Origin of the sequence: Bradyrhizobium sp. SZCCHNS3016 (assembly GCF_032484535.1) — a bacterium.
In the GTDB taxonomy this organism is placed as follows: domain Bacteria; phylum Pseudomonadota; class Alphaproteobacteria; order Rhizobiales; family Xanthobacteraceae; genus Bradyrhizobium.
The window spans coordinates 1-12,262 of record NZ_JAUETE010000004.1; the positions used below are offsets into that span (position 1 = coordinate 1).

At 66.9% G+C, this 12,262-nt stretch carries 10 protein-coding genes and 1 tRNA gene; 7 read left to right on the forward strand and 4 right to left on the reverse strand.

Translation table 11 applies throughout. From position 1 onward, the window contains the following. The first annotated feature begins 615 nt into the window (after positions 1-615). Positions 616-1,653, forward strand: coding sequence for an LLM class flavin-dependent oxidoreductase (locus QW881_RS09910; RefSeq protein ID WP_315756941.1), 1,038 nt, complete (start codon positions 616-618; stop codon positions 1,651-1,653). Positions 1,654-1,810: 157 nt separating this feature from the next. Next, complete coding sequence (locus QW881_RS09915; RefSeq protein ID WP_315756940.1) at positions 1,811-2,278, forward strand: hypothetical protein; 468 nt, start codon at positions 1,811-1,813, stop codon at positions 2,276-2,278. Between the two features lie 38 nt (positions 2,279-2,316). Here the strand turns inward: QW881_RS09915 and QW881_RS09920 are convergent, their stop codons facing one another. The 3 genes from QW881_RS09920 to QW881_RS09930 all read right to left on the reverse strand — a co-directional run bounded on the left by QW881_RS09920 (position 2,317) and on the right by QW881_RS09930 (position 5,462). Further along, on the reverse strand, positions 2,317-4,422 hold the full coding sequence (locus QW881_RS09920; protein ID WP_315756939.1) for a tetratricopeptide repeat protein: 2,106 nt from the start codon (positions 4,420-4,422) through the stop codon (positions 2,317-2,319). 82 nt (positions 4,423-4,504) lie between these two features. Beyond that, positions 4,505-5,197, reverse strand: a complete 693-nt coding sequence (locus QW881_RS09925) for a flavin reductase family protein (RefSeq protein WP_315756938.1) — start codon at positions 5,195-5,197, stop codon at positions 4,505-4,507. Positions 5,198-5,385: 188 nt separating this feature from the next. Next, positions 5,386-5,462: transfer RNA gene (locus tag QW881_RS09930), tRNA-Arg, on the reverse strand. A gap of 356 nt (positions 5,463-5,818) precedes the next feature. Between QW881_RS09930 and QW881_RS09935 the strand changes: the two genes are divergently transcribed. The 3 genes from QW881_RS09935 to QW881_RS09945 are packed head-to-tail and all read left to right on the forward strand — an operon-like array spanning position 5,819 to position 8,324. Next, positions 5,819-6,742: a fused MFS/spermidine synthase gene (locus QW881_RS09935; protein ID WP_315756937.1), complete on the forward strand. Its 924-nt coding sequence runs from the start codon at positions 5,819-5,821 to the stop codon at positions 6,740-6,742. Then, positions 6,739-7,356, forward strand: coding sequence for a fused MFS/spermidine synthase (locus tag QW881_RS09940; RefSeq protein ID WP_315756936.1), 618 nt, complete (start codon positions 6,739-6,741; stop codon positions 7,354-7,356). The genes QW881_RS09935 and QW881_RS09940 overlap by 4 nt, the downstream gene beginning before the upstream one ends. Before the next feature lie 23 nt (positions 7,357-7,379). Continuing rightward, a complete protein-coding gene (locus tag QW881_RS09945) occupies positions 7,380-8,324 on the forward strand; it encodes a M28 family peptidase (protein WP_315756935.1) in 945 nt (314 codons plus the stop codon). A 28-nt stretch (positions 8,325-8,352) separates the two neighbouring features. Here the strand turns inward: QW881_RS09945 and QW881_RS09950 are convergent, their stop codons facing one another. Beyond that, positions 8,353-10,479 (reverse strand): FAD-dependent oxidoreductase, encoded by a 2,127-nt coding sequence (locus tag QW881_RS09950; RefSeq protein WP_315756934.1) that lies wholly within the window; start codon positions 10,477-10,479, stop codon positions 8,353-8,355. A gap of 346 nt (positions 10,480-10,825) precedes the next feature. On the opposite strand from QW881_RS09950, the gene QW881_RS09955 reads away from it, so the two are divergent. Together QW881_RS09955 and QW881_RS09960 are read left to right on the forward strand one after the other, a co-directional pair. Beyond that, the gene (locus QW881_RS09955) at positions 10,826-11,554 is read left to right on the forward strand and encodes a hypothetical protein (protein ID WP_409998994.1); all 729 of its coding nucleotides are present in this window, start codon (positions 10,826-10,828) and stop codon (positions 11,552-11,554) included. 102 nt (positions 11,555-11,656) lie between these two features. Continuing rightward, the gene (locus QW881_RS09960) at positions 11,657-12,241 is read left to right on the forward strand and encodes a YidB family protein (protein ID WP_315756932.1); all 585 of its coding nucleotides are present in this window, start codon (positions 11,657-11,659) and stop codon (positions 12,239-12,241) included. The last annotated feature ends 21 nt before the right edge of the window (positions 12,242-12,262 follow it).

Genomic DNA, 12,262 nt, shown 5'->3' on the forward strand with positions numbered 1-12,262 from the left:
GCGTTGACCGTTTCTTTCGAATGCCCATCGCAACCTCCTCATCGAGTGTTGCGACGACCAATTGAATCCACCTCCCGACCTTCCCTGCGCGATGGTCTTAACAGCTGCTTCGCGCTCTCCCTGGGGACCGGCTGTGTTGCCCCCATCGTCGGCGTGATGCGCTTCCGCACCATCATCCGGCTTGACCTCAGCATCGGGAGGCCAGGACCACGCGACTTGACTGTCCGCAACGGATCGTTCGTCGGCGCGACACCGCGCTGCGACCCGCTACGGCCACCGCATCCCTGCCTCGCGTCTCGTGACGACCGCGCGTACGCCCCTCATCGATGAGGCAGGATGGACGCAGTAGAGCATACTTTCTGGAAAAACGAAAGCGAAATTTTTGTCGGTCGTCCGGGCCGTCTAATCCGCCCGGTATCACGACCACCGTCATTCCGGGGCAAGGCCGAGAGGCCTTGCCCCGAAATGACGGAGAATGGCGACGGCCCAACCTTCTCATGATGCGGTCAAGCTCACGGAAACCTTGTGTTTCGCGTCAGCCACTTGCAATCCGGCTACGCCCCTTCCAGCTGACGAGCAGAGGCCGTATGACGGCCCGACGCAACGGAATGAGACATGAGCACAGCAATCGAATTCGGCCTGGACACGTTCGGCGACGTCACCCGCAACGCGGAGGGCGCGATGGCCGCCCATGCCCAGGTGATCCGCGACGTCGTCGAGGAGGCGGTGCTGGCCGACCAGCTCGGGCTCGATTTCATCGGGCTCGGCGAGCACCATCGCGGCGATTTCGCGATCTCGGCGCCGGAAGTGGCGTTGGCGGCGATCGCCGCGCGCACCACGAAGATCAAGCTCGGCTCGGCGGTGACGGTGCTGAGCTCGGATGACCCGATCCGCGTGTTCCAGCGGTTCTCGACGCTGGGCGCGGTGTCGAACGGCCGCGCCGAGGTCATCCTCGGCCGCGGCTCGTTCACCGAGTCCTTCCCGCTGTTCGGCTTCGATCTGAAGGACTACGAGGCGCTGTTCGAGGAGAAGCTCGATCTGTTCGTCAGCCTGCTGCCGCAGCAGCCGCTGACCTGGCAGGGCCAGTTGCGCCCGCCGCTGAGGGATCAACTGGTCTATCCGCCGGTCGAACATGGGCGGCTGAGGGCCTGGATCGGCGTCGGCGGCAGTCCCGAGTCCGTGGTGCGCGCCGCGCATTACGAGCTGCCGCTGATGCTCGCGATCATCGGCGGCGACCCGAAACGGTTCGCGCCCTATGTCGAGCTGTACCATCGCGCGCTCAAGCAGTTCGGCCGCGAGACGAAGCCGATCGGCGTGCATTCGCCGGGCTATGTCGCCGACACCGACGAAGTGGCGCGCGAGGAGCTGTGGCCGGACTACAAGACCATGCGTGACCGCATCGGCCGCGAGCGCGGCTGGCCGCCGATGGGCCGCGACGAGTTCGTCCAGGAGGCCGATCACGGCTCGCTCTATGTCGGCTCGCCGGAGACCGTGGCGCAGAAGATCGCCGCGACGATCAAGGCGCTCGGCCTGTCGCGGTTTCAGCTGAAATACTCAGCCGGTCCACTGCCGCATGCGAAACTGATGCGGAGCATCGAGCTGTATGGCAAGGTGGTGGTGCCGAGGGTGAGGGAGTTGCTGGCGGAGCAGTAGGCTGCCTACGCGGTCCGTCACCATGTCCGCAACCGCGCCTGGCTCTTGCATCACGGGACCTGGATCAGAGGCCCGACCAAAACGGCTCGTTCAGGACAATCCAAGCGAGCCGATTAATAGAGCCTTCGTGACACGCATCGTAAGCTCGACGTCGCGCGTGCCTGCTCCGATCAAGGGGGAGCAATCCGATCGGCTGCCCGGAGGCGGACGACAAGCTTGCAAGCCTGGGGACGAACTGATGTTGCTGAAGATCATCGCGGTGGTTTACGGACTCTGGTTCGTTCAGGCCGCCTTGGAGCCCGGCTTCTACGATACGCCGTCTCACATGGTGAGCTCGACGCTCGCGCTCGGCGGATTGATCGCGCTGTTCGATCACGCCTTCAGTATGGGCTGGCTCTCCGCCAACATCTGGCGGATCGTTGCGCTTGTCTACGTCGCCGACGGCCTGGTCCACGTCGTCCCGAGCGCCAAGGCTCTGATCGAGGCGCAACGTTTCGAGGTGCTGGCGGGCGCTGCGGCGATCAGCTTCGTTTTCCAACTCCCGATGCTCTTCAGCTTGTGGCGATTGTCGTTTCCGTCCACGCGCTCGGATCAGACCGGTCTCGCACGCATGGCCATGCGATAAACGTCAGGCCCTGTAAGCCTTCGACGTCGCTCACCGCCTCATACCTGCCCGGGCAACAACGGCCCGCGCTCACCTGCCGCCAGCCGCGCAAGCTCCCCGGCCGTCCGCGCCAGCACACCATCCCAAGCCATCGGCTTCTCCTGCCTGAACAGCCGCATGGTCGGATACCACGGGGTGTCGGCGCGGTCGCGCAGCCAGCGCCAGTCGAGCGCATAGGGCAAGAGCACCCAGACCGGGCGGCCGAGCGCGCCGGCGAGATGCGCCACCGACGTATCGACGGAGATGACGAGATCGAGCGCGGCAACGGCGGCCGCGGTCTCGGCGAAGTCGCTCAGCAGCGGCGCGAGATCGATGACGTCGGTGCCAAGCTCGGCGAGCGCGGGCGCATCGTCCGGCCGCGGCTCCTTCTGCAAGGAATAGAGCTGCACGCCCGGCATCACCAGCCGCGGCAGCACCGCCTGCGCGGTGAGCGAGCGCTGGCGGTCGCCCTTGTGCCTGGGATTGCCGGCCCAGACGACGCCGACTTTCAACGACGGCGCGCGCCCGAGCACGTTGCGCCACGCGGCCACGTTGATCGGATCGGCCGCAAGATAAGGCACCTCGGCCGGAATCGTCTCCAGCGTGGTGCCGAAGATGCGCGGCAGATCCATCAGCGGCGCCTGCAGGTCGAATGGCGGCAGCGGCGCACCGCGCGGCATCACCGTCACGCCCTCCAGACAGCGCAGCAGCGGCGCGATCGCCGGCTGCACCTGCAGCACGATATTGCCGCCCATCGTCTTGACGCGATCCACATAGCGCACGAATTGCAGCGCATCGCCGATGCCGTATTCGGCGAACAGCAGCAACGTGCGTCCCTCGAGCGGCTCACCCTGCCATTCCGGCGCGTCGAAGCGCGGCATGCCCGCGGAGAGGTCCGGACAGTCGCGGCCCCAGCGATGCTCGGCAAAGCCGTTCACGAGGTCGCCGCACATCAGCAGGAAATGCGCGTGATTGTAGCGCGCGAGCGCGTTGTCGGGCGCGAGCGAAATCGCGTGATGCGAGACTGCCAGCGCGGCGTCGATGTCGCCGGCATTACGCAGCGCCACCGCGAGATTGGCGTAGCCCTTGGCATAGGCCGGATCGGCGGCGACGGCGCGGCGATGCGCCGCGACGGCATCATCGATCTCGCCGCGCAGCTCATGGATGATGCCGAGGTTGGTATGCGCCGGGGCGTGATCGGGCTGCAGCGCCAGCGCGTGCTCGCAGGCGGCGATGGCGGCGTCGAGCTGGCCTGTCCCGCACAGGCAGGCGGCGAGGTTGCTGAGCACGACCACATCGGTGGGATCGAGCGCCGCGGCGCGGCGATAGGCCTCTACGGCCTCGGCCGGGCGGCCGGCCTCGTGCAGCGCGTGCCCCAGCAATCGCGCGGCATTGGCATCGCCCGGCGCAAGATCGCCGGCGCGGTGGTAATGGATCGCGGCGTCAGCGTAGGCGCGCTGCTTGTAGAGCACGTCGCCGAGGGCGAGGTGGAGGCCAGCATCGGCGGGCTGCGCCGCCAGCGCATGCAGATAGGCGGGCACGGCCTCGTCGTATCTGGCCTGGTCGGCGAGCACATGGGCCAGCGCCCGCCATGTGCCGGGAAAGGACGGATCGCGCTCGAGCAGCGCGCGATAGGCCGCTTCCGCCTCGGCAAGCCGCCCCTGCCGGTTGAAGGCGAGCGCGAGATTCCAGCGCGCGCGCAACAGCGCCGGATCGAGCGCCAGCGCGTGGCGATAGGCGGCTTCGGCCTCGGAAAAGCGGGCGAGCTCCAGCAGCGCGCTGCCGAGCTTGCTGTGGATGGCGGCATCGTGCGGCCTCAACGCTGCGGCGCGCGCAAAGGCGTCGGCAGCGCCGTCGCGCTCACCTTTCACCGCCAGCGCGTCGCCGAGCGTCACATAGGCCGGCGCATGGTTGGGATCGCGTGCGAACACGCACGCCAGCAGCTCCGCGCCGTCTGCCATGCGGCCATCGGCGAAGGCGAGGATCGCGGACAGATGCAGCGCCGGCAGATGATCCGGCACCGCCTCGAGGATGTCGCTGCACAGTGCCTTGGCCGAACCGGCACGCCCGGCATTGTAGTGATCAGCCGCCTCGATCAGCAGCCGCTCGACGGCAACAGCCCCCATGATGTCCTCAACCTCTCGCACTCGGATGCAGAGTTGAACGTGTGGCAGCGCGATTCCAGGCGAGACTCGGGGCCGAGCCGGCTCAGCCTGCCGCCACCTCCATCCGCATGGCCGCCTCGCGGGCGCGCTCGACGTCGGGCGTGCGATAGGCCGCCTCCGGAATGGCGCCCAGCCGCGACTCGTGAAGGCGCGCGCCCAGGCCATAGAACTGCTGGAAGCTCATGATCAGGGGCCGCCATTTGTCCGGGTCGATGCGGTCACGCGTGCCGTCCATCAGGATGGCCTCGTCGACATGGACCCGCTGCACCCGCACCTCGAAGCACTGGATATGCCCCCTCAGGATCGCGTCGTCGTCGGCGATGCCATGTACCGACTCGATGCGCGCTTCGAGCTGGACCGCGCATTCGGCGACGCGCGGAGCCGCAACGGTCTCCGACGCCGTTGCGGTCAGCCCGGCGGCGGCGAACTTGTCGGACACGTGGCGATAGCCCTTGCGCTGCTTCATCGCCGGCACCGGGTCCGATCCCGTGGTCTGCGCCAGGCGATCGACGGCGGCGACGAGATCGACCGACGGCAGGTTCAGCACGCACTCGCCGGTGCGGCGCATGTTCTGCGGCGTCTTCGATCCGGCGGCGAGGCCCAGCATGCAGCGCCAGCCGAGCCAGAACGCCGACGACATCGGCGCGAGATTGAAGCCGCCGTCCTCATTGACGGTGCTGATGAGGACGACCGGCGTCCCAAAATAAAGGATGCCCGGCTCGATGGTCGTGTGCATGGAAAGCTCTCCAGGGTGATGCATCTCGGCGGCGATTGCGCGCCGCACGGACGGGGCTCAGGCCGCCGTCTCACCCGGAGAAGTTCCTCGATGGCAGCGAAGCGCTCCACCCGATTCCCGAACGGGCCGGATCACGCGTGCGCCGGGTTTGATCTGGAGAGGTCTGCGCGCGCAAAGGCTGCGGCAGTTGGCGATCCCGGCATGACTCGAACATGCGACCTACGGTTTAGGAAACCGCCGCTCTATCCAGCTGAGCTACGGGACCGGAGCCTGCACCGAAGTGCACCTGCTTCGCCGCCTCCATAGCAGACCCGGCCACCGACCGGAAGCCTCTCCGGTCGTCGCCTGAACCGGACGGCCGGCCGTGGCACAACGACGCTCGGGTCCTGTGAGGGGAAGACGGTGGGAACGCGGCCGCGTGATCCCGGTTGAGGCGGGGCGCCTACCGATCACAGGCCCGTAGGGAGGGGTGGTTTGACTATCCGGAAGGCAGCCGATGGTCTAAGAGAACGGCGCCGATCCGGAACCCAGCCTTGGGATCGCCGTATTGGTCGTGCCTGAGCGCGTCACGTGGCCGGGCCAGCCGCCTGCCCATTTCAGCCGAGGGAAACAGACAAGTCGATGCTCATCCGGTCGGTCATTTCAGGCGCGCTCGCAGCTCTCCTCTCCGTCGCCGCCGCAAGCGCGCAGGATACCCGCCATCTGCTGGAGTCCAAGGAGTCGCTCTACAACAACATTTATGTCTATGAGCAGGCGCCCTACCGCAGCATGACCTTCGGTCACAACCGGCGCATCTATACGGAGAGCGTCTACAACACTCGCGACGAGCTCGATCTGCCGGTCGACTATACCCGCTTCATGACCGCGAGCGTGATGTACGCCAAGGACGTCCGCTCGATCCTGGAGATCGGCTTCGGCGGCGGCCGCACCGCCTGGTACCTGCACCGCTCCCTGCCCAAGGTGCAGGTGACCTCGGTCGAGCTCGATCCGACCGTGCTGGAGCTCGCCAAGAAATATTTCGGCATCAAGGAGGAGCCGAACTTCCACGTCGCCAACCGCGACGGACGGCTGTTCGTGCAGGAATCCAAGGAGCGCTACGACATCATCCTGATCGACGCCTATCGTGGGCCGTTCGTGCCGTTCCACCTGCTGACCAAGGAGTTCTACCAGCTCGTCAAGGACCATCTCGCCGAGGGCGGCGTGGTGGCGCAGAACGTCGAGCCATCGACGATGCTGTTCGACGCCGCGGTCAAGACCATTCACAGCGTGTTCCCGCAGGTCGACTTCTACGAGGCCGGCGGCAACATCGTCATGGTCGGCTATCTCGGCGACGAGCGGAAGCCCGAGGATCTCGCCGCCATCGCGCAGGAGCGCGACAAGGAGTTCGGCTTCCGCTACAAGCTTGCCGAGATGCTGGCGCAGCGCAAGCGCATCGACATCGACGGCGGCCAGGTGATCGATGCGAACGCCAAGGTGCTGACGGACGACTTCGCGCCGGTCGAGGCGCTGAAGAGCATCGAGCGCCACAACAGGAAGCTGCCGTGAGCGCGCCGGTGTCACGCTCGGGCCTGCTGGCGATCTATCTCTGCTCGTTCCTGGTCGGCTGCGTGCTGATGGGCTTCGAGATGCTCGGCAGCCGCTATCTCAACCCGTATTTCGGCAGCGGCATCGGCGCCTGGGCCAGCCTGATCTCGACGGTGCTGTGCGCACTCGCGATCGGCTATTTCGCCGGCAGCGCCATCGTCGACCGGCAGCCGACGACGCGCACCATCGGCACCATGATCCTGATCGCCGCCGCCTACATGGCGCTCGTGCCGGCGACGGCCGACATCGTCATGGCCGACATCCTCGACACCGTCGGCGACGGTCCGGCGGCCACGCTGATGGCATCGACCGCGCTGCTGCTGGTGCCGCTGACCCTGCTCGGCACCTTCTCCCCGATCGCCGTCAGCCTGTTGACGCGCTCGGCCGACGAGGCCGGCCGCGTCGCCGGATTGGTCTACGGCGTCTCGACCATCGGCAACGTCGTCGGCACGCTGGTCACGACCTTCGCGCTGATCCCGACCATCGGCTCGCGCGCGATCACCTATTATTTCGCGGTGGCGCTGGCTGGCTGCGCCGGCATCCTGTTCATTCCATTCGGCAAGAAGACGTCCTGATTTTCATTTTGAAGAGCTTCTCGATGACTGAGTTCTGGCCTCGCCTGACCGCTACGGTGGCAATGGCGGCATTGCTGTTTGCATCCCCCGCGGCACGCGCCGCAGAGGCGCAGATCGAGCTCTGGGACGGGCAGCGCGCGATGGCCCATATCGCGGACCTGCTGAAATTCACGCCGCGCTCGATGGGCGAGCCGGGCCATCAGAAGACCATCGACTACATCAAGGCCGCGATGGCCAAGAGCGCGGCGGACGCGGTGCTGACGCAGAGCTTCACCGCCAAGGGCGATGACGGCAAGGCGATCCCGCTGACCAACATCATCGCCCGCTTCCAGGTGCAGAACCCGCGCCGCATCATCGTCGCGACGCATTACGACAGCATCATCAAGGCCTATCGCGATCCGAAATCGCCGGACGCACCGATGCCGGGTGCCAACAACTCCGCCTCGGCGGTCGCGCTGCTGCTGGAGACCGCACGCGTGCTGTCGCTGTCGCCGAAGCCCGAGATCGGCATCGACCTGATCTTCTTCGACGGCGAGGAGGGGCCGAAATCGCTCGGCGCCGGCGATCCGACTTGGCGTCCGCTGGGCTCGCCGCATTTCGCGGCCAATCTGAAGACCTATTATCCGGCGCACAAGCCGGAGAAGGCGGTCGATTTCGACATGGTCTGCGACAAGGAGCTCAAGCTGCAGCCGGAGCCCTCGTCGCTCGGCTCGGCGCTGCCGGAGGTCAAGAAGTTCTGGAGCATCGGCAGCCGTATCGCGCCACAGGCGTTCTCGCCGGAGCCCACGGCGTATCCGATCAGCGACGACCACACGGCGCTGCAGCAGGCCGGGATTCCGAGCTTCCTCGTCATCGACTTCGACTACGAGCCGTATTTCAACACCACGCAGGACACGATCGAGCAGTGCTCGGCGCAGAGTCTCGAGACCGTCGGCCGCACCCTGCTGCGCTACCTCTATACGCCTTGATGCGCCCGAGCTGCGGCAGGCGGCGCGCTCACGCCGCCCGCGCCCGTGCCTTCAGCGGATCCGACGCGACCTCTGATGCGCGCGCCAGCAGGCCGGGCACGAGCGCTTCGGCCGCCTCAGCGCCCGAGATCACCACGGCCTCGACGCCCGCTCCGGCATTGCCGCCGCCGGCGATGACGAGGTTGCGCAACGGAGCCTTGGCGCCCTTGAGGCTTCCCGAGCGGGCCACGCCGTAGATCGCGCCGGCGCTGGCGAGATCGTAGCGCGCATAGGTCACGGGGCTGGCGTCGGTGCGATAGACGATATGCTTGGAAAGGCCGGGAATGATGGTCCCGGCGGCCGCGACCATGGCATCGCCGAGCTGCTGCTTGCGCGCCTCGTAGTCCGGCGAGCGGCGCCACGCCTTCCAATCGTCGCCGCCCTCGCCCGGAAACCAGCCCTTGGCCTGCTCGTGAGGAACGAGGGTGATGATCGTCATCGTCGCATGTCCCTCGGGCGCCGCCGACGGATCGAGCTTGGACATCACCGCGAGGCCGATCCCCATCGGCGAGTCGAGATGCGTGGCGGGCGCGATGTCGGGCACCATGTCGAGGCCGAGATGCACCGAGAAGCACGACGTCGCCGGCGCGAGGCTGCGGGCACGCTCACGAAAGACGGCGGGCAGATCGTCGGGCCTCAGCAGCTCGGTCAAGGTGCGGCCGAGATCGGCATTCGAGACCACCGCCTGCGCGCGGACCGTGCGGCCATTGCCGAGCACGACACCGACGGCGCGACCCTCCTCGACCAGGATGCGCGTGACCTTGGATTTCAGATGCACCTCGCCGCCCCGGGCAGTGACCGCCTCGGCGAGCACGTCCGCGAGGTGGCCGGAGCCGCCGACCGGATAAAAGCCGCCCTTGAAGTAGTAGCCGAAGATCGGGACCATCTGGGCGCAGCTCAGCGTCTCGCTGCCGTCGCCGAGATAGCCCGACAGCGCATTGAGATAGGCGATCAGCTCGGGATCGGAGACATGGGCGGCGACCAGCTCGTCAAACGGGCGGTTCATCCAGCGGTACGCCTGCGGATGCTTGCGCGGGAAGGCCAGCATCTCCTCCAATGTGGCCGGCATGCCGGGAATGCCGCTGCGGCCCTGCCCCGTCGCATACATGCTCTCGAAGATGGCATGGATGGTGTCGAACAGCCGGGTCAGCCCGTCCGCGCTGGCCGGAAACATCTCGCAGAGCAGTCGGACATAGGCGCGCCAGTCCTCGGGCACGTCGATGCGGCGGCCGGCGAGACGGTAGGAGTGGATGACCCGCTTCCAATGGATGCGGTCGGCGACGCCGAGCCGGCGCAGCACGCTGTCGACCGGCCCGCCGGGCCAGACACCGGAGAAATCGTGCGGCCCGGCATCGAAGCGATACAGCACCGGCTTGTTGTCGTGGTGGGCCTTGCGAAGATAAGTGTGGCAGAAGCCGCCGGGCACGACGTGGTGGTCGAACACCTTCACCTTCAGCCCGGACTCCGCGAGCAGGGCTGCCGCCGTCAGCCCGCCGATGCCCGCGCCGATCACCGCGACGTCGCACTCGGTGTCGGCCGCTTGGGTGAAGCTCGGGGCCGGCCATTGGCACTCCTCGCGCGCGGCCCGCATGCGCAGCAAGGCCTGGCGAATCGCGAAGCGCGGGCCGAAGATCGAGATCAGCGCGCCGCCGACGACGATCATCGTCGTGATCCAGGAGGCGACGCCGGCCCAGCGGCACAGGCCGAGCACGAGGAACAGGACGCCCCAGAGCCCGGTCATCATCATGTTGATCAGGTGGAACTGGGGCGTCGCGGCGCTGTCGGCATAGGCCGACCGGGAATAGTCCGCGGTCCAGGGACGGCCGACGGCGAGCGAAGCGAAGCTGATGAGGCCGAGCGCTGCGAAGGACAGCCACAGCGCATTGCCGGCCGTCCAATTCGGCGCGACGTCGTTGGCGATCGCCAGCACGACGAACAGCGCGAGGCTTCCGAGTTCCAGCAGCGCGAGCTGGCCCCGGGAGGCTCGCCACACGTTGGCGGCCAGCGCCAGGCCCAGCGCGGACCACACCGCCCATGCCGGCTGGTGCCAGGCCAGTAGCGCCCAGAACACGACGAACGGCAGCAGCGCCAGCTTGACCGTGAGGAACACTTTCATGGCAGCCTCCTCCGCGCCGGACGCGGCGCAGTTCATCTTTCCATTGTCAAGATATTCATAGGAGCGCTCGCCCGGTTCCGTCAACACTAATCTTTCCATCGTCAAGATTAGTTTCGTCAACTACGGCGGGATGAAAATGGTGGAAAGATGCTGCGTATCGTTCCGGCGCCACAGCAAGGTGCGATTCACGAGCGGCACCGCCGTCAATGCCGACCCGACTGTGGCAACCAGATCACGGAACCACGGCAAATAAAGAAGAAAGTCGCAAATTACGCAGCATTGGAGTCACACCTCGCCGCAAATTGGCGACAATCTCCCGTCATCTGAGGCGGGGAGCCGCTGAGGATTGCCGTTCGTGTACCCACCCCGCCTGCCAGTACTGATCTTTGCAGCGATCACCTGCCTGCCCGCCGTGCAACCTCCACGCGCGCACGCAGAGTGGTGGAGCCGCTCCCCGACGGATTTCGAGGAATGCGCCGACGCCGCCGAGAAGTCGGCCTCCAAGGAGGAGAAGACGGCGGCGCTGGCGCAGTGCAACGCTAAATTTGCCGGGAGACGGAAGCCGGGCGGCGGCTATGTCTATTACGACTTCATGCAGGACCGCAGCTTCGACATCGCCGGGCCCAACCCGACGGCCGAAGAGCAGAAGTTCATCGATCAGCAATATACGCAATACCTCGAGCGGCAGCGCCACGCCAACATGAGCTCGGCGATGATGTCGCGGCCGCAAACGCAGGACCTACAGCAGACCTCGCTCAGGGACATGACGGCGCGGGCCGCGATCGAGCCGCCGAAGCCGGCCATGCCGGCCCCGCCGCCGCAACGGCCGAGCAAGCCCCCGGCCTCGTCCGCGCAAGGCGGATTGCCACCGCCGACGTCGAACGTGGAGGCACGCGCCCGCATCAAGGCGGCGCAATGTGCCAAGGACGGGTGGCGCCGCGATTCGTTCTCGTGCAACTTTCCGGTCCTGTCCGAGAAGCTCGATGAACTGAAGCGGATGTTCACCGGCCCGAGCCAGACCGTGGCCGCGCCGCCCGGGGCCAAGGCGCCGAAACGGGCCGAAGCCAGGAACTGAGCCGCGCGCGACACGTTCCCCTGTGCGACCATTCTGCACGCGGCTTGTAACGCCGCGTGCATGCCCATAGGTTTTGTCGGCGTGGGCGCAGGAGGCAGGGTCATGGGTCTACTCGATATCCTCAACGGCATGCAGAACGGCCCGAACGGGCCGAGTCATCCGACCACGCAGAAGAGCGGCGGCATGTCGCCGATGACGATGGCGATCCTCGCTTTGCTGGCGTGGAAAGCGGTGAAGCATTTCTCGCAGAATGGGCAGCAGCCGAACGCGGCGCCAGCGCCGGTCCCGCCGCCCCAGCCGACCGGGAATCAAGGCGGACCGCTCGGCGGCGGATTGAGTGGCGGCCTCGGCAACATCATCGCCGGCAGCCTGGGCGGCCTGCTTGCGGGCGGCGCGGCCGGCAGCGTGCTGTCGGGCGGGCTCGGCGATCTCCTGCGCCAGTTCCAGGACAAGGGCCATGGCGACACCGCGAACTCCTGGGTCTCCCCCGGCGAGAACAAGCCGATCTCGCCCGGCGATCTCGCCAATGCGCTCGGCGCCGATCAGATCGATCAGCTCACCGCACAGAGCGGGCTGTCGCGCGACGAGCTGTTGAACGGGCTGAGCCAGTACCTGCCGAAGGTGATCGATCAGCTCACGCCGGACGGGCGGCTGCCGACCGAGCACGAGTTGGCGGGCCGGATCTGACGCTCCGCGATCGCTGACGGG